Origin of the sequence: Buttiauxella agrestis ATCC 33320 (assembly GCF_000735355.1) — a bacterium.
In the GTDB taxonomy this organism is placed as follows: Bacteria; Pseudomonadota; Gammaproteobacteria; order Enterobacterales; family Enterobacteriaceae; genus Buttiauxella; species Buttiauxella agrestis.
The window spans coordinates 14,279-31,764 of record NZ_JMPI01000010.1 but is presented as its reverse complement, the minus strand read 5'-3'; the positions used below and the strand labels follow the sequence as shown (position 1 = coordinate 31,764).

General features: G+C 48.7%; 21 protein-coding genes. 4 read left to right on the top strand and 17 right to left on the bottom strand.

Annotated elements, in window-relative coordinates:
* Positions 1–56: 56 nt before the first annotated feature.
* Both cycA and bamJ read right to left on the bottom strand, forming a co-directional pair.
* Positions 57–1,469 carry a D-serine/D-alanine/glycine transporter gene (gene cycA, locus GBAG_RS01660; protein ID WP_034492834.1) on the bottom strand — a complete coding sequence of 471 codons (1,413 nt, stop codon included), beginning with the start codon at positions 1,467–1,469 and terminating at the stop codon, positions 57–59.
* A 296-nt stretch (positions 1,470–1,765) separates the two neighbouring features.
* Positions 1,766–2,386, bottom strand: coding sequence for a BamJ family beta-barrel-assembly machinery protein (bamJ, locus tag GBAG_RS01655; RefSeq protein WP_034492832.1), 621 nt, complete (start codon positions 2,384–2,386; stop codon positions 1,766–1,768).
* 237 nt (positions 2,387–2,623) lie between these two features.
* On the opposite strand from bamJ, the gene GBAG_RS01650 reads away from it, so the two are divergent.
* Positions 2,624–3,229, top strand: a complete 606-nt coding sequence (locus GBAG_RS01650) for an OapA family protein (protein WP_034492831.1) — start codon at positions 2,624–2,626, stop codon at positions 3,227–3,229.
* 83 nt (positions 3,230–3,312) lie between these two features.
* Here the strand turns inward: GBAG_RS01650 and rplI are convergent, their stop codons facing one another.
* Genes rplI through rpsF form a run of 4 tightly spaced genes read right to left on the bottom strand, consistent with a single transcriptional unit; the run spans position 3,313 to position 4,756 of the window.
* Positions 3,313–3,765 carry a 50S ribosomal protein L9 gene (rplI, locus tag GBAG_RS01645; protein WP_034461193.1) on the bottom strand — a complete coding sequence of 151 codons (453 nt, stop codon included), beginning with the start codon at positions 3,763–3,765 and terminating at the stop codon, positions 3,313–3,315.
* A gap of 39 nt (positions 3,766–3,804) precedes the next feature.
* Positions 3,805–4,032 carry a 30S ribosomal protein S18 gene (gene rpsR, locus GBAG_RS01640; protein ID WP_002210155.1) on the bottom strand — a complete coding sequence of 76 codons (228 nt, stop codon included), beginning with the start codon at positions 4,030–4,032 and terminating at the stop codon, positions 3,805–3,807.
* Positions 4,033–4,036: 4 nt separating this feature from the next.
* Positions 4,037–4,354, bottom strand: coding sequence for a primosomal replication protein N (gene priB / locus GBAG_RS01635; protein WP_034492830.1), 318 nt, complete (start codon positions 4,352–4,354; stop codon positions 4,037–4,039).
* A 6-nt stretch (positions 4,355–4,360) separates the two neighbouring features.
* Positions 4,361–4,756 carry a 30S ribosomal protein S6 gene (gene rpsF / locus GBAG_RS01630; protein ID WP_034492828.1) on the bottom strand — a complete coding sequence of 132 codons (396 nt, stop codon included), beginning with the start codon at positions 4,754–4,756 and terminating at the stop codon, positions 4,361–4,363.
* 360 nt (positions 4,757–5,116) lie between these two features.
* Between rpsF and yjfY the strand changes: the two genes are divergently transcribed.
* Entirely contained in the window at positions 5,117–5,392 is a 276-nt protein-coding gene (gene yjfY, locus GBAG_RS01625; protein WP_034492825.1) for a DUF1471 family protein YjfY, read from the top strand.
* A 105-nt stretch (positions 5,393–5,497) separates the two neighbouring features.
* On the opposite strand, the gene yjfP is transcribed toward yjfY, so the two are convergent.
* Positions 5,498–6,223: an esterase gene (yjfP, locus tag GBAG_RS01620; RefSeq protein ID WP_034492823.1), complete on the bottom strand. Its 726-nt coding sequence runs from the start codon at positions 6,221–6,223 to the stop codon at positions 5,498–5,500.
* Positions 6,224–6,417: 194 nt separating this feature from the next.
* On the opposite strand from yjfP, the gene bsmA reads away from it, so the two are divergent.
* Both bsmA and GBAG_RS01610 read left to right on the top strand, forming a co-directional pair.
* Entirely contained in the window at positions 6,418–6,747 is a 330-nt protein-coding gene (gene bsmA, locus GBAG_RS01615) for a biofilm peroxide resistance protein BsmA (protein WP_034492820.1), read from the top strand.
* Positions 6,748–6,897: 150 nt separating this feature from the next.
* On the top strand, positions 6,898–7,173 hold the full coding sequence (locus tag GBAG_RS01610) for a YdgH/BhsA/McbA family protein (RefSeq protein WP_034461185.1): 276 nt from the start codon (positions 6,898–6,900) through the stop codon (positions 7,171–7,173).
* A 50-nt stretch (positions 7,174–7,223) separates the two neighbouring features.
* Here GBAG_RS01610 and GBAG_RS01605 read toward each other — a convergent pair whose 3' ends face one another.
* The 10 genes from GBAG_RS01605 to rnr all read right to left on the bottom strand — a co-directional run bounded on the left by GBAG_RS01605 (position 7,224) and on the right by rnr (position 17,483).
* Positions 7,224–8,858, bottom strand: a complete 1,635-nt coding sequence (locus GBAG_RS01605) for an isovaleryl-CoA dehydrogenase (protein WP_034492818.1) — start codon at positions 8,856–8,858, stop codon at positions 7,224–7,226.
* A gap of 96 nt (positions 8,859–8,954) precedes the next feature.
* Complete coding sequence (locus GBAG_RS01600; RefSeq protein ID WP_034492814.1) at positions 8,955–10,142, bottom strand: glutathionylspermidine synthase family protein; 1,188 nt, start codon at positions 10,140–10,142, stop codon at positions 8,955–8,957.
* A 5-nt stretch (positions 10,143–10,147) separates the two neighbouring features.
* The gene (locus tag GBAG_RS21930; protein ID WP_072011127.1) at positions 10,148–10,747 is read right to left on the bottom strand and encodes a DUF1190 domain-containing protein; all 600 of its coding nucleotides are present in this window, start codon (positions 10,745–10,747) and stop codon (positions 10,148–10,150) included.
* A gap of 9 nt (positions 10,748–10,756) precedes the next feature.
* Positions 10,757–11,155 (bottom strand): DUF350 domain-containing protein, encoded by a 399-nt coding sequence (locus tag GBAG_RS01595; RefSeq protein ID WP_034492812.1) that lies wholly within the window; start codon positions 11,153–11,155, stop codon positions 10,757–10,759.
* 22 nt (positions 11,156–11,177) lie between these two features.
* Positions 11,178–11,846: a DUF2491 family protein gene (locus tag GBAG_RS01590; protein WP_034492809.1), complete on the bottom strand. Its 669-nt coding sequence runs from the start codon at positions 11,844–11,846 to the stop codon at positions 11,178–11,180.
* Positions 11,830–12,915 (bottom strand): potassium channel family protein, encoded by a 1,086-nt coding sequence (locus GBAG_RS01585; RefSeq protein ID WP_034492806.1) that lies wholly within the window; start codon positions 12,913–12,915, stop codon positions 11,830–11,832. The genes GBAG_RS01590 and GBAG_RS01585 overlap by 17 nt, the downstream gene beginning before the upstream one ends.
* The gene (locus GBAG_RS01580) at positions 12,915–13,613 is read right to left on the bottom strand and encodes a PspA/IM30 family protein (protein ID WP_034492803.1); all 699 of its coding nucleotides are present in this window, start codon (positions 13,611–13,613) and stop codon (positions 12,915–12,917) included. The genes GBAG_RS01585 and GBAG_RS01580 overlap by 1 nt, the downstream gene beginning before the upstream one ends.
* Before the next feature lie 29 nt (positions 13,614–13,642).
* The gene (locus tag GBAG_RS01575) at positions 13,643–14,035 is read right to left on the bottom strand and encodes a YjfI family protein (RefSeq protein ID WP_034492801.1); all 393 of its coding nucleotides are present in this window, start codon (positions 14,033–14,035) and stop codon (positions 13,643–13,645) included.
* Positions 14,036–14,182: 147 nt separating this feature from the next.
* Positions 14,183–14,914 carry a 23S rRNA (guanosine(2251)-2'-O)-methyltransferase RlmB gene (gene rlmB, locus GBAG_RS01570; RefSeq protein WP_034492799.1) on the bottom strand — a complete coding sequence of 244 codons (732 nt, stop codon included), beginning with the start codon at positions 14,912–14,914 and terminating at the stop codon, positions 14,183–14,185.
* 100 nt (positions 14,915–15,014) lie between these two features.
* Entirely contained in the window at positions 15,015–17,483 is a 2,469-nt protein-coding gene (gene rnr, locus GBAG_RS01565) for a ribonuclease R (RefSeq protein ID WP_034492797.1), read from the bottom strand.
* Positions 17,484–17,486 lie beyond the last annotated feature (3 nt).

Genomic DNA, 17,486 nt, shown 5'->3' with positions numbered 1-17,486 from the left:
AAAGCAAATCGGTCAGTCCCCTCTCCTGTTGGAGAGGGTTAGGGTGAGGGCAAAAATTACTTACGCATTGTCACGATGCGTTTCTTGCCGATAAACATCCAGCACACACCCAACAACACAAACCACAATGGCGTTACGATCAGCGCCTGGCGGGTATCTGCTTCCAGTGTCAGCAGCACAATCACAAACACGAAGAATGCCATACACATCCAGCACATAAACTTGCCGAGCGGCATTTTATAGATGGATTTTTCATGCAGGTGTGGGCGTTGTTTGCGGTACACCAGATACGAACACAAGATAATCGTCCAGACGAACATGAACAAAATCGCCGATACGGTGGTGATCATGGTGAATGCAGCAATCACGTTCGGGTTAACGTATAGCATCACCACGCCACCCAACAGGCAGATACACGAGAAGGTTAAACCCTTCGCAGGAACCGCGCGCTTAGAGAGTTTGGCGAACGCTTTCGGTGCCATACCGTCTTGTGCGAGGCCAAACAGCATACGGCTGGTCGAGAACACGCCACTGTTTGCAGAAGAAGCCGCAGAAGTCAGCACCACGAAGTTGATGATGCTCGCGGCGGCAGGCAGACCCACTAACACAAACAGTTCAACAAACGGGCTTTTATCCGGCACGACTGAACGCCATGGTGTGACTGACATAATCACAATCAGCGCGAACACGTAGAACATGATGATACGAATCGGAATGGAGTTGATTGCGCGTGGCAGGGATTTTTCCGGGTCTTTGGTTTCAGCCGCAGTCGTGCCCACCAGCTCAATGCCGACAAACGCAAACACCGCTATCTGGAAGCCCGCGAAGAAACCACTGATACCTTTCGGGAACCAACCGCCGTCATTCCACAAGTTATTGATAGAGGCTTCGACACCCGACGGTGAATGGAAATGGGTCAGAATCATCACCAGGCCAATCACAATCAGCGCGACAATGGCGACGATTTTAATCATCGCAAACCAGAATTCCATTTCGCCGAACATTTTCACGGTGGCGAGGTTTAAGGTCAGCAACAGGACGACAACCGAAAGCGATGCGACCCAATCTGAAAGCCCCGGGAACCAGAACTGCGCGTAGGCCGTTATCGCCACCACATCGGCCATGCCGGTAACGACCCAGCAGAACCAATAAGTCCAGCCGGTAAAATACCCCGCCCACGGGCCGAGTAAGTCGGCTGCGAAATCGCTGAAGGATTTGTATTCGAGGTTTGAAAGCAGCAGTTCCCCCATCGCACGCATCACGAAGAACAGCATAAAGCCGATAATCATGTAGACGAAAATGATGGATGGCCCTGCGAGGCTAATTGTTTTACCGGAGCCCATGAACAGGCCTGTTCCGATGGCTCCGCCAATCGCGATAAGTTGAATGTGACGGTTGGTTAAATTACGCCGTAGCGACTGCTCAGCCGGAGCCTCAGCTTCGTCTGCAACTTTTATCTGATCTACCATGTTGTGTTTATCCTGTACCTGTCTGTTGTGTTCAGGCTCTGCTGGCCTTTATTAAAATTTTGAGGATGTGATGTTGTTGTTCCAGGGAACGCAATGATAGTAGGGAAGAATTGCCGGATTGAATACTAAGAATGAAATTATTTGTTAATTTGATGTTTGTTTTGAGTGCAAAATCACGGCTAAAGAGTGAGAAGCCTCACACAAACACTCATGAAGGAAGTGTTTACCAGATAAAATCGTGTTGGTTTTGTTAATAGCCAAATAAAAACCCCGCCGCAGCGGGGTCGTTTGAACGCTTACAGAATTTCCAGCAGTTCAACTTCAAATACCAGCGTGCTGTACGGAGGAATGGACGCGCCTGCGCCACGCTCGCCGTATGCCAGGTTATGGGGGATAGTCAGTTCCCACTTTGAGCCAACCGGCATCAGAGTCAGAGCTTCAATCCAGCCTGCGATAACGCCGCTGACCGGGAATTCAGCTGGCTCGCCACGTTGTACTGAGCTGTCGAACACAGTGCCATCAACCAGTTTACCGGTGTAGTGCACGCGGACGTGATCTTTGCGTGCCGGAATTGGGCCAGTACCCTGAGTCAGAACGCGGAATTGCAGACCAGATTCGGTGCTGCTCACGCCTTCTTTGCTGCTGTTTTCTTGCAGGTATTTCTGACCTTCAACAGCCATTTCTTTCTGGCGTTCCTGGCGAACAGCATCAGCACGCTCGTGAACTTCACGCAGTGCGCGATGAACCACGTCAACCGGAACTGCCGGAGCATTCCCTTCCAGCGCATCACGCAGACCAGCGACCAGTGCTTCTGGCAGCAAACCTTGCAGACCAGACTCGCTCAGTTGTTGACCTACCTGTAAACCAATACCGTAACTTGCTTGCGCTTCGACGCTGTCAAAAGAAGGGGTCGTCATGGGATTTCCTTTAATGTATTTAAAAGCAAGCCCGCAGCATAACAGCGTCATCCGGACGGGTAAAATGCAAAAGCGGCAAAGGTGACAAATGCAGAGGAAACAGGAACAATGGTTTAACTGAGCGTTAAATTACTGTTGAGCGTCACGTAAAGCCGGATTGTTCAATGCATCAAACAGTTAGCGTTCTATAATGGAGTGGATAAATGAACCGAGCACATTGTGTGGAAATGAGGAGTGATGTCGATGCGATTCGCTATTAAACCCTGGCTTGCGCGGATTTGGCATGCACCCGATAATTTTCGCCTGATGGACCCACTTCCGGTCATGCATCGACGCGGAATTATTATTGCAGCGATCGTGGTGGTGCTCGGTTTCCTGTGGCCTACGCCAGATGAAACCACTCGCCCGGTCGCGCGCGACGCGCAGCTATCCATTGAATCGCAATCCCCAATTCGTGCCCATTTAGTCAACCCGCCAGCCAATACTGAGCCTGCGACTCCTGTCGAACCTTCTCGCATTGAAGAACAGCCGCAAGCAGAAACCCAGGCACCTGTTCCGCACGCTAATAATGACATTGAGCAGCAATGGCGTTCGTATCGTGTGGAGTCCGGGCAGACGATGGCGCAGCTGTTCCGCGATCATAATTTACCGCCCGCAGATGTCTATTCGATGGCGCAGGTAGAAGGCAGCAATAAGCCGCTGAGTACTTTGCAAACCGGGCAGATGGTGCAGATTCGCCAGAATGCGAATGGCGTAGTGACGGGGCTAACGATTGATATTGGTAACGATCAGCAGGTGCTGTTTACACGCCAGCCAGATGGCAGCTTTATACGCGCTCGCTAATTTTTTAGGGAATTATTATTAGATTCAGAAATGCAAAACGCCGGCACAAGGCCGGCGTCTTAACGTATATACGTCCGCGTAAATTACGCTTCAGCAACCACGTTTACAGTCAGTTTAGCGAATACATCGCTGTGAACCTGGAAGTCCACTTCGTGCTCACCAGTAGTACGCAGAACGCCGTTCGGTAAACGAACTTCGCTCTTAGCCACTTCAACGCCAGCTGCAGTTACTGCATCAGCGATGTCACGGGTACCAATGGAACCGAACAGTTTACCTTCGTCGCCAGCTTTAGACGCGATAGTAACAGTTTCGAGTGCGTTGATCTTCGCAGCGCGAGCTTCAGCAGCAGCCAGAACGTCAGCTAATTTAGCTTCCAGTTCTGCACGGCGTGCTTCGAAGAATTCAACGTTTTTCTTGGTAGCAGGAACAGCTTTGCCCTGTGGTACCAGGAAGTTACGAGCATAACCCGCTTTAACGTTAACCTGATCACCCAGGCTACCCAGGTTTGCTACTTTATCAAGCAGAATAACTTGCATTACCTTATCCTCTCAAAGTCATTAATGGACAGTGGCCGATTACTGATGACGATCAGTATATGGCAACAAAGAAAGGTAACGAGCGCGCTTGATGCAGCGAGCCAACTGACGCTGGTATTTTGCACGAGTACCGGTAATACGGCTCGGGACAATTTTACCACTTTCAGTGATGTAGTTTTTCAGTGTAGCGATATCTTTATAATCAATCTCTACAACGCCTTCCGCTGTGAAACGGCAGAACTTGCGACGACGGAAATAACGTGCCATTAGGCTAGTCTCCAGAATCTATCAATTCAATCTGCTCGGCATGCAATACCACTTTGTTCAGCCCATTTTTTGCCTGATGGCAACTAATGAAACCAGAAACTGTGAGTACCGTGCCGACCGTTATACTTTGAGTAATGGCTGAGTGTGCGTGCCCGCTAATAATAACTGGCATACGGCACCACGCCTGCCGATCTAAACCGGCTTCCTTTTGCACAGAACGGTGCTCAAGCACGAACTGGCAATGAGGAATTCCTGACGGGCTAACCTTGCGAAGGGGCGTCTTGCACACTGTGCCAGACAACACCAGGCGGTTGACCGTCATTGGAAATTACTCTTCAGAATCCCCAGCATCCGCATCATCAGCAGTTTCGCTAGCGAAGTCATCGCGACGATCACGACGTTCGTCTTTAGCTTTAACCATTGGTGAAGCTTCGGTTACAGCGTGCTTAGTACGCATAACCATGCTACGGATAACGGCGTCGTTGAAGCGGAAGTTAGTTTCCAGCTCATCGATCACTTCCTGCGGAGCTTCAACGTTCAGCAGAACGTAGTGTGCTTTGTGCAGTTTGTTGATCGGGTAAGCCAGCTGACGGCGGCCCCAGTCTTCCAGACGGTGGATCGTACCTTCTGCTGCAGTAATTGCACCAGTGTAACGTTCGATCATACCCGGAACCTGTTCGCTCTGGTCAGGATGGACCATAAAAACGATTTCGTAATGACGCATCGAATTGCTCCTTACGGATTATTCAGCCTCCTGTCAGGGTCAGCCGCGGCCCATGGAAGCAAGGAACGTGTTTATAAAGGCGGCCGAAAAATTGACGCGTAATCATACAAGCGCAGCCCAATTAACTCAAGGTGATATGGAAATTAATTCTTTTGCATGAAGGATAAAGTTTCAACAACAGGCTAACTCAGTGAAATCTATAAGTTTGAGCTGAATCACTTAAAATTTTTGACCAACACCATCAGAAATGGTCGCTTTTTATTCAATTATGAGGGATTACACTTGTTGTCATAGGCCGCCACTTTTTATTAACAGGAACGACGACCGCAGTAGACACATTAAGTTGTAGTGGAGCGGACCATGAAAATGATTACTTTAGCTTTTGTCGCTGTTCTCTTGCTTTGCTCGAATGCGACAGCCGCTATCAAAATCGACAACCATCAGGCCAAAAATATGGATGATGTAATGAGTTTGGGCGTGATTTACATCAACCATAATTTTGCTACTGAGCAAGAGGCTGAAGTCGCGATCGAAAACGACGCGGATCAACACGGAGCAAAGTACTACCACTCGATATTGATGAGAGAACCCGGTAGCAACGGCAATATGCATGTCAGTGCCGACATCTACCGCTAACTGAATGCAATGAAGTAGTGAAGTAATGCGTTAACACCAGGAATACCACAACGACATAGAAAGCCAACGTTGCCCCCGCTTGCGGGGGCCTTTTTATGCATCCCATTACAGGTGCTCGCTAAAAAATCGGCTGGTCGCCTCAAGCGCAGTAGGCGTAATACGATGCTTTACGCCTGCCTCCCGTAAACAGAGCATGTGTTTATCCAACCCTTTTTCAATCAGCGCGTTTTCCAGACGCCATGTTTCTGTCGCCGGAACGACATCATCCTGCTCACCATGCCACAGCAATAGTGGGCGGTTGCCAACTTTTTCGAGTTGATGGCTAATATCGTAGTCTGCAAGTTTGTTAAGGGATTCGAGGTCCAGCGCCTGCGGGGGAAACAAATTCTTTCCAAGCGACATGAAATATCCCGACCCCATCAGGCACGCTACGCAGCGCACTTGCGGGTAACGCGCCATAATTCCCAGCGCTGTCATTCCTCCCATTGAAGCGCCACCCACGGCAATTCGTTGCTCATCGACTGGATAGCGTTCAGATAAAACCTGCTGAAGCTGTGAAAACTCATCAATGTTACTTTTGAGAATCGACCAGAATTGGTACAGACGGGCGCTTTCATCACCATCAAAACGCGCCCCGTGTTGTTGGGCATCGGGCATAATCACCCGCATTCCAGACTGAGCTAATGCCACGGCAAAGTAGCTGTAAACCAGTTTCGATGATGTAAAACCATGATAGAAAAACACAACGGGAAGTTGGCTCTCTTTTTTCCCGGCAGGTACAGCATGCAGAACTTCAATACCAGCCAACTGTTCGGTGTACATTTCTATCATGGGATTCGTTCCGTATCAGGGTGAGACTTCCTTTGTAAGCCAGCAACCACGGGATGGCAAGCTCATGGCACCAGGGGAGAATTCTTAACTATGAGATCTGCTTAGCGATTTTCATTCGAAAGTGATTAAAAAGCGCGGGGGAGCTAACAGAATGGGAACATTCCCTCTTCTTCGAAAAAAACCGGAGCTACACTATGACTATTAAGAGACGAGAAACGATCATGCGACTGTTATCAGCTTTGCTCATTGCGATGACGCTCAGTGCCTGTAGCGTGTTACAAGGTACGCCACAGCCTGCACCGCCAGCAACCGGAACGCCTCAGGAAATTCAGCGTTATCAAACGCAGGGTTTAACCAAGATAGGAACGGTAACAGCACTTGAGCACGGCTCACCCATGGATACTGAGACGGCGCTAAAAGAGAAGGCAATTGCTGCAAAAGCAGATTACTACGTCATCCTGTTAAACGATGAGACGGTAGTGCCAGGCCAGTGGTATGCCCAGGCGATTTTATACCGTAAGTAATTAGCGCTGACTTATTTATGCAGATTTACAAAGCCTTGCACCAATTGATCGTTTGTTATGCACAATGAACTTCAGCCAACGGACAGGTCTGGAGTTCGACAACGCGAAGGAATGCCCTGCTGATTTAGGGTAAGTAAAAAGGAGTTAATTATGAAACGATCGCTTGCCTTAACCTCACTACTGCTGTCCGTGGGACTCATCACAACATCGGCGCAATCGGCAGAAGATGTTGCCGCAGATTGTGTGACGGGTTTGAATGAAATCGGCATGATTTCAGTAAACGGTATTGCCGGTAGCGTGCAAGATGTGGAAAAAGTGATTGCCTTAAAGGCTGATGAACACGGTGCATCTTATTATCGCATCGTAAAAATGCAGGAAAACCAGCTTGCTGAAGGCTGGCGTGTACAAGCCATTATTTATGCATAAATAAACCAGCGACCATGTCATTCAACTCTATGGCGCTGGTTTATATTTTCCTATCCCGTGCGTCCCGTCGCCCGTAGCAATACATCAATTAATACCTGATTCGGTAATACACTTTCTCCTCGCGAGTCCAACATCATGCGGCACCAGGCTTCTCCTGACGGTGGAGACAAATGCTGCAAAACTTGTGCACCCGTTGCCAGAAGAGCCAACAATCGGGTGAGATCCCTTCCCCACTCTTCTTGTGGCTTATGCAGCCGCTGTTGCAGTTGCCGCCAACTGCGATCGAAATGTCGGTTTTGCCCTTTCACCTCATCAAATTCTGCATGCAGCATTTCCATCGTACCGGGCTGTTTTGCCAGCACTCGCAATACATCCAGACTCATAATATTTCCTGAGCCTTCCCAGATGCTGTTCACCGGCATTTCACGATAGATACGCGGCAGTTCGCTGTCTTCGCAGTAACCGACTCCGCCAAGGACTTCCATCGCTTCTGCAACAAATGGGATACCTGATTTACAAATGCTAAATTTGGCAGCTGGTGTAAACAGGCGGCTGTAGGCTAATTCATGTGGATTGCCTGGTGATTCCCAGGCCCGAGCCAGGCGGAACAAAAATGCCGTTTGCCCTTCAAGCTGCAAAGCCATACGCCCAAGCACCTGGCGCATAAGGGGTAAATCAATGAGGTTTTTGCCGAATGCCTGCCGTTGATGTGCATGATACAACGCAACGGACAGCGCACGGCGCATCAAACCATGGCTACCCAGCGCACAGTCAAAACGGGTGTAACCGCCCATTTTTAATATCGAGCGCACACCCTCGCCCTCTTCACCTATCAGCCAGGCGATGGCATCGCAAAATTCAACTTCACTGCTGGCGTTGGAACGGTTGCCAAGTTTGTCTTTCAAACGCTCAAAGCGAACCTGGTTACGTTGGCCGTCGGGTAAGAATCGTGGCAAGAAGAAGCAAGAAAGCCCGCCTTTTGCCTGAGCCAGCACCAAATGAGCATCACTTTGTGGAACCGAGAAAAACCATTTGTGGCCCACTAAGCGATACATTTCACCAGGACCACGTCTCTCAATCGGTTCAGCGCGAGTGGTATTACTTAACACATCGGAACCACCTTGCTTTTCGGTCATTCCCATTCCAATCAGCAGGCCACGTTTTTGCGAACCGGGTGAGAGATGGGCATCATAACGATCGCTCAGTAATGGTTTAAGCCATGACTGAAACTCTTTCGGTAAGTGCTTTTGCAAGAGGGGAATTGCGCCGAATGTCATGGTTATCGGGCATAACGTGCCAGCTTCCACCTGCGCGTGCTGAACAAATCGCGCGGCACGAGCAACAAATGAGCCATGACGAGCATCTTCCTGCCACGGTAAGTTATGCACCCGGTTGGCGCACAATCCCTGCATCAACAAATGCCAGGCGGGATAAAAGCGGACATCATCAAGCCGCTCGCCACTAGAATCATAACGAAGTAATTCAGGGGGATTCGCGTTTGCCAGTCGCCCGAGTTCCAGGGATTCAGCCGAGCCGAGTTGTTGGCCGATACTCGCCAGAAGTTCCGCATCCCAGCCAGCACCTTCACGGGCTACAGCCTCGGTTAACGAGATATCAGAAAGGAAAAGGTTACTGTTATTGAGGGGTATTGGTTGGTTAAAAACGGTATGAGTTTGCCAGCGCATCGTGTTCCCTCCATTTATGGCAATGCCATTAGTATGGACGGTGATGACAGTTCCGCCCTGAAGGTTTATCACAAAAACGCTGGCACCCGCTTACTGTTAGCCAGAGATGTAATGAGGGATAAAACGCGAGGTATCTTTGGTAATCAGCGAGATATCTTCGCGAATACCTATTCCGGCCGGCTCGTCGTCCACGACCCAACTTCCAACTAAGGTGTAACTGTTACCGAAGCGAGGAAGTGCCTGAAAGGCCTGATAAATCATAGGCTCTTCAGCATAGTCGCCACCTTCTTCCTCCATAATATTGTTGGTCATGTCATAAACGGAGACATTCCCACCTTCTCTTGAGAAAAGCGGTTTACGCACATAACCCCGGCTGGCTTTTAATTCCGCTTCTATGGTTGGATTTTGCCTGGAGAAATCTCCGGCAAACCAGGAAGGCAAAAGGTTAGGATGGTTGGGAAAATGCTGCCACAGTAAAGGAAGCAATCCTTTGTTACTGAGGATACTTTTCCACAACGGTTCAACCCATTGTTCATGGCGACGGCGTAGCAGTGGGCCATTTTCATCACGCATCATCCATTCAAGCGGGTAGAGTTTAAACACGTGGCGTATCACGTTATCGTCAAGATCGGTCAACAACCCACCGACACCTAAACCGATATCCTCTAAATTGATAAAACGCGTATCTAACCCAGCCTGTCGGGCGCAATCTTCCAGGTAGAGAACGGTTCCCCGGTCTTCTTCAGATTCCTGGCAGCAAGAAAAGTAGAATGGATTAGAGCTGGCGATCTCGGCGAAGCGGGCGATCAGCTTTTCCTGTATGGAATTAAATTGATCCGCATCGCCAGGGATCAATCCTTGTCGCTTTGCATCTTCAAGCCATGTCCACTGGAAGTAGGCAGACTCGTAAAGTGACGTCGGTGTATCTGCGTTGTATTCTAATAACTTGACCGGTCCTGGACCTGTCCAGACAAAATCCATCCGGCCATAGAGTGAAGGGTCTTTTTGACACCAGCTTTCAGCAATGACATCCCAGTAAAGAGGAGGGATGGCTAATTGCTCCATCATTTTCTCGCTTTTCACTGCGCGATCGACAATCTCAAGGCACATCTGATGCAATTCTGCGGTCGGCTTTTCGATTTGCTCTTCTATCTGACGAAGCGTAAAGCAATAAGCCCGGCTTTCATCCCAATAAATTTCGTCATCAATAATATGAAAATCAAAGCCATGCAGCTTTGCTTGCTCATCAAGATTGGGGCGTACGGGTAGTTTACGTCTAAGCACGATGGTTACCCTCCCCAACTTCCGCGGGCGCTGGAAGATTTCCCGTAGCCGCCGCGAGAAACCGTCGTTATCTTAGTGGGTCGTGTTGAATGCCCATCATCGCTATAACCTTTTCCCGAACTTGAAGAGTAAGAGTAATAACCTGACGAACCACCCCATACAGGCCGGGAAGTATAATTATTGCAGTATTCACTAACATATCGGCAGTCCTGTCGCGAGTTACTTGCCAGGGCCTGTCCTAGCATAAAACCGGCGAAAGCAGGGATGAATCCATTTGCACTCGATTCGAAATGGCAACTCCCTGAGCCATATTGTTGTTCACAATCGCTTTGAGCTAAATTCTTTGGTGATTGATTGTGAAATTCTATTTTCGCATCATCATATGCGGCATTACATACTTCAGAAGAGTGACCATCGTTTAAACATTCATAAGGAGTGCTGTAAACCTTGTCACCTACTTCATCATCATCACATCCCTTAAGGATTAATAAAGCAGCACCGCCCATAATGGCCAGGGTTAAAAATCGTGGTCCTTTGCGCTTAGCCGTTGACTTGGTAAGTATTGGGGCAATAGCTTTATTTCTTGTTAATTTTTTTCGACTCATTTTTTCATTCTACCAGGTCATGCAGGCTGCATTGAAAATACCACCCGCCAAAGAAGCGGCCCCCATAAACATACCAGCGGCATTATTATGATTAGTAATGTACTCGCTAAGTTTAGGCATATAGATACGTACGGCTAAATAGATTACCAACTGTACTACCAACGCAATCAGCCCCCATGCCAGATAGTCCGGGATACTGACCGAATTAATAGCAGCGCTGGATAATGGAATGACATAGCCAATAAATGTGCCGCTAAAGGCCAATGCCGCAGCGACATTATTTTCTTTAATTAGTTGCCATTCGTTATAGGGTGTGATGCGTGTATAAATAAACATAAAGCAACAGATCATTGCCAGACCAATGAAAAAATAGGTCGAGAAAGCGAGTAATGAAGTGAAAACATGCATTCCATACATCCTGTAAAGTTAATTAACCGATAACATTGATTTGAAGAAATGTTAAATCAATTCCTAAAGCATAAGAAACAAGCCATTCAGGTTGTTCTTGCTCATCGAAAGTTTCTTCTCCGGTAATCATCAGATATTCATACCTTGAATTATCCAATTCCCGTTGGTAAACCATGGTGAAATTATGAACCGGCCATGTCTCATCCTGTTGGTTTGTGACATTTTCCAGCATATAAACCGGTTTAGCCGCACCGGGTTCTTCATTATTAAATACGCGCGACCAGGATTTCCCCCGCCAGGTTAAATTCGGTAACCCGATATGATTGGGGCTAATGGTCTTTTCCCAGGCAAGACGATCCGTTATGCCAGTGCTATCGTCGTAGACAAAAAGCTTAATGTCAGAAACATTATCGTGTTCAAATCCACCTGTAGTGTTGATCTGAATGAACTCATCTCCGGAGGTGTAGTAACGATAAATATCACACCCGGCACCGAGTTCGATGGTGCTTTGCGCCGCAACCAGAAACTCTTCGCCAGGCAGCTCCATTAACATTTGTTTTTCGCATAGCCGGTACTCCAGTATATCCAGTGTAAATGCCGCATGCAGATGTAACCCAAGAGGGCCTACCTCTTTCTCAGGCTGATTCTCACTGCCAAAAATCCCTTTTAAACGATTAAGAAGAGATGTCATGAATGTTCCTTATTTCTGACCAGTTAATATCCTGCGCAAGGATGCGAGCATTACCTATCATGTGTAGCCATATCCCCCCCTGAATTACGGTCGATATCACTGGGTTAAGCTCAACATCCCTTCCATTTTTGAAACGACTAATGCCTATCACGGTCGCATCATGGTGCAGTTTGATATAGCGCATGAGCTCCCCGTAATGAAAAACTCCGGCGTCATCAGGGATAGCCAATACACAACCTGAATCTCCAAGTAACGGGTTGACCATCGATGCGACGGATTGTGAAGATCCGGGATCTTGCATGGATCTAGCGAGTTGTTCTGCCGAGAGGTTGCGATTGATCTCGATATTAGGGCAGTGCATGTTGAGCAGAGTGGCGTAGCGTTCGTCTTCGAGATACACCACGATATGGCTACTCAGCGGAATTTTTCCTGCAATAGACAGTGCGATAGTAAAAGTCTGCTCATCACTTTGAGCAAAAATAATGACGCTATGGCACTGAGACAACGCAATTCGCCGCTGCTCGGAGGGGTCGTTAAAATTTGAGATGCGCGCAAAATCGACCAGCGAGTTTCCCGACAAAGGATGAGAGTCCAGATCGTTAGGTTCACATAGCAAAATCCTGTCGAACTGGCGGCGCTCATCCACCAACAGCAGCGAAATCATTTTCTGTGTCTGATGACCGCGCCAGCCCACAACAACCACATGTTTTTGTAAGCCACTGAAATCTGCCATGCCGTTAAGTCCCTTTTTGATAACCATTTGCACGATACCGATGACTTTCCCCATCAGTGCACCAAAAAGACCTATGCCAATTGGAATCTGCCATAAAGCAGTAAAAAGGCGTCCTGCCGGGGTTGCAGGACTAAGATCACCAAAACCTATCGTGGAGCCCAGAACTGAACAATAATAAATAAAGTCAATTAGCTGGCTGGTAAGTTTTTGCTCCCCTATACATCGCAAAATCCAATAACAGCTGATGTAATGAGCAATAAACATAACCAGTAAGCCAATCCATGACAGACGCGCTAAATGAAGCTGACAGAGCTTCAGAACCTGGTTAAAAAGCATTACGACCTGCTCTTTTTCCTTAACCGAGCAAGAACATCATCTGCTGACGTTCGATTGTTGTTACCGATTCCTGCTTCCGCTAATTTCTCGTCAAGGCTGGTTCCAGAGTTCACTTTTTCGAGTTCATCGATAGCATCCAGCTTGGCCTGACGTTCTGCCTGGCGGGCTTTGATACGTTTAAGTGACTCTGCTGCAGTGGCAACATTCGTTGTCGCACCTAGCGAAGATGCCGTTACCGCTTGCTGGGCTCTTTGAGTCGCTTCCGTCGCCTTAATCATCTCTAGCTGCTGCTCAAACTGAGCGATACGTGAACCTGTCGCTTTCACCGCTTGCTCAACGGCCTGTTGAGAGGATTCAAGATTCTTCAGCAGCTTTTCTTCAGTGCTAATCGCATCGTCCAGACGCGCAATTTCTTCTGCAACTTCTTGCAAAAGCGCTTCATCAGCCTGCTTTTCCATCGCCTGCACGGCACTTAATTCAAGCGTTGCCTGACGTTCGTGCAAGCCAGCTAATTTAGCTTTGCTCATACGCACTCTGGCGAGTAAATCGACACGCGATTTTCCTGCTTTATCTAACTCATTGCGTGCATCACGAATATGTTGCTCAAGTAAACGAATGCCCTGGCTTTCTTCAAGATTATCTTCAACATCAGCCACAACAGATTTACCAATGGTAAATAGCTTTTTTAAAATACCCATAATTAACACCTTCAGATAAGACGATGGGATCAAATAAATTCTTCAATCAGCTCAGCTAATTCAAGAGAGTTTTCCGCGAGCGTTTCAATTTCTAAAATAATATTTTCTTTTGAGGAGTTGGTAGCCAGTGCACCAAACGCAATATAGAACTCATCCTGATCGATACAGGATATCCCTACGGTAGAAAGAGGCAGGATTTTTTGGTGGCGTAAAAGTAATAGGTTGAACTCTGCCGGACGAACTATAACATTCACGGGACAGATACATGTTTCAACGAGGATCTGTTTATTCGTCAAAGTGATTGTGATTTGAAGATCGCCATAATCATTTAATTGAATAGATAAGGCATTGTCATAGCGATCGATAGTGTAACTATTACTCTTAGCTAATTCTTCATACAGTGAATCTATATTCCATGACATGATTATATCCTTTCATAATACAAAGCAATGAATTCTAAATATTCATTCACATTATAAATATATTGTTTATTACAAAAGATATACTAGCACCCATAAAAAAATAACCATCCGAGAAAGGATGGTTATTCTATTTTCAGAATTGGCTAATTAACTGCGTTGACGCACAGCTTCGAACAGGCAAATACCGGTAGCAACGGAAACGTTCAATGAAGAAACGGTTCCCGCCATTGGGATGCTAATCAGCTCATCGCAATGTTCACGCGTCAGGCGGCGCATGCCTTCACCTTCAGCGCCCATCACCAGCGCCATTGGGCCGGTCATTTTGCTCTGGAATAAAGTGTGGTCAGCTTCACCCGCCGTACCGACAATCCAGACGTTCGATTCCTGCAATAAACGCATAGTTCGAGCCAGGTTGGTCACACTGATCAGCGGAACGTGCTCAGCAGCACCGCAGGCCACTTTCTTGGCCGTCGCGTTCAGTTGCGCAGATCTGTCTTTTGGTACGATTACCGCATGCACGCCAGCAGCATCTGCGCTACGCAGGCAGGCACCGAGGTTGTGGGGATCGGTAACGCCATCCAGAATGAGCAAGAACGGGGTATCGATACTGGCAAGCAGGTCTGGAATATCATTTTCTTGATACTGACGCCCCGGTTTCACGCGAGCAATAATGCCCTGGTGCACCGCGCCTTCAGATTTTTCATCCAGCCATTGGCGGTTTGCCATTTGAACCGGCACACCCTGAGCTTCCAGCGCATGAATTAAAGGCATCAGACGTTTGTCTTCACGGCCTTTAAGAATAAAGACTTCCCGAAAACGCTGAGGGGCGTTATCAAGCAGTGCCTGGACGGCGTGGATGCCGTAAATCATTTCACTCATTACTGTTACTCATTTCAGGTGCTGATGCACCAGTGTTAATTTGCTCGTAAAGGTCGGATGTCGCTTACGCTAATCCGACCTACGAAAAGCAATTGGAGACTTAGCTCGGCTGCTTTTTCGCTGCGCGCTTGGCTTTTGTAGCGGCGGCTATTTTACGAGTTTTGTCCGACTGCGTTTTTGGTTTCTTCGCCTTCGGCTCTGCTTTTTTGTCGACGCTTTTCTCGGCTTTCGCTTTCTTCGGCTTGGCTGGCCCTTTCTCTTTACGGAAAGTGCTGTCTGGCTCGAAGTTGGTGCGTTTACCGCCCTGACGACGTTTTGGCCCGTTGCCGTTTGCGCCTTTTTTCGCTCGGTCTTTCTCAGTTTTACCCGCGCCGCGAGGAACACGAGTGCTGGAGATCAGAGCAAAATCAATTTTGCGCTCGTCCATGTGGACGGCTTCAACGCGCACTTCGACACGGTCACCCAAACGATAAGTCTGACCACCGGACTCACCAATCAGGCGCTGCCCGATTTGGTCGAAACGGTAGTAATCGTTATCAAGAGTAGAAACGTGCACCAGGCCGTCGATAAACAGATCGGTGAGGCGAACAAAGAAGCCGAAACCGGTGACGCTGGCGATAATCCCAGTAAAGGTATTACCGACCTGATCCTGCATAAAGTCGCATTTCAGCCAGTCGGCAACATCGCGTGTTGCTTCATCTGCGCGGCGTTCAGCCATAGAACAATGCTGGCCCAGTTGCAGCATCTCTTCCATGTCATAGTGCCAGCCGCCAGACTCGGTGCTGTTGCCTTTATGGCCCTGTTCTTTTGCCAGCAAATATTTAATTGCACGGTGTAGCAGCAAATCCGGGTAACGACGAATCGGCGAGGTAAAGTGCGCATAGGATTGCAGCGCCAAACCAAAGTGGCCACGGTTTTCTGGATCGTACACCGCCTGTTTCATGGAACGTAGCAGCATAGTTTGCAGCATTTCATGATCCGGACGATCGGCAATCGAGTTCAGTAATTCTGCGTAATCACGCGGTTCTGGTTTCTGCCCGCCAGGCAATTCCAGACCCAGTTCGGCCAGCACAGAACGGAACGCGGTGATGGCGTCGTTGCTTGGACGATCGTGATCGCGGAACAAAGATGGCTCGTTGTTCTTCTCAACAAAGCGCGCCGCTGCGATATTCGCGAGGATCATGCACTCTTCGATAAGTTTATGCGCGTCGTTACGAACGGTTTGTTCAACGCGCTCAATGCGGCGCTCGGCGTTGAAGATAAACTTCGCTTCTTCGCTTTCAAACGAGATACCACCGCGCTGCGCACGAGAAACATCCAGCACTTTGTAGAGGTTATGCAGCTCTTCGATGTGCTTAACCAGCGGCGCGTACTGCTCGCGCAGTTCCTGATCACCTTGCAACATGTGCCACACTTTGGTGTAGGTCAGACGCGCATGGGAACTCATTACCGCTTCGTAGAATTTAGAGCCGGTCAGGCGTCCAGTCGAAGAGATGGTCATTTCACAGACCATACACAGACGGTCAACCTGCGGGTTCAGCGAGCACAAACCGTTGGACAGCACTTCCGGCAGCATCGGGATAACCTGCGATGGGAAGTAAACTGACGTGCCACGGTTGCGAGCTTCTTTATCCAGCGCGGTTGGCGGGCGAACGTAATAGCTTACGTCGGCGATAGCGACATATAAACGCCAGCCGCCGCCACGTTTCTTCTCACAGAACACGGCGTCATCGAAGTCACGCGCATCTTCACCATCGATGGTGACAAGCGGCAGGTCACGCAAATCCACGCGGCCAATTTTGGCTTCTTCCGGCACTTGTTCTTTCAGCGAAGCAACCTGAGCTTCCACTTCTGGCGGCCAGACATACGGGATTTCATGGGTGCGCAGCGCCATATCGACGGCCATGCCTGTACCCATGTTGTCGCCCAGCACTTCAACGATTTTACCCACCGCTTTGGTGCGGCGAGTTGGGCGTTGGGTGAGCTCAACCACCACCACAAAGCCCATACGCGCGCCCATCACACCTTCTGGTGGGATAAGGATATCGAAGCTCAGACGGCTATCGTCTGGCACCACGAAACTGATACCAGCATCGGTAAAGTAGCGGCCAACAATTTGCCCGGTTCTTGGCTCCAGCACGCGTACAATACGCGCTTCGCGACGGCCTTTACGGTCGGCACCCAGTGGCTGTGCCAGCACGATGTCGCCATGCATACACATTTTCATCTGTTCAGATGAAAGGTAGAGATCGTCTTTACGGCCTTCTACACGTAGGAAACCGAAGCCATCGCGGTGGCCAATGACTTTGCCTTTTAGCAAATCGAGACGTTCTGGCAGGGCGTAACACTGGCGGCGGGTAAAGACCAACTGTCCATCGCGTTCCATGGCTCGCAAACGGCGACGCAGCGCTTCAAGTTGTTCTTCACCAGTAATATTCAGTTCTTCAGCCAGTTCGTCACGATTGGCTGGTTTTTCACGTTTGGAGAGATGAGCGAGTATAAATTCCCGGCTTGGGATCGGGTTTTCGTATTTTTCGGCTTCTCGTTCCTGAAAAGGATCTTTTGACATTGC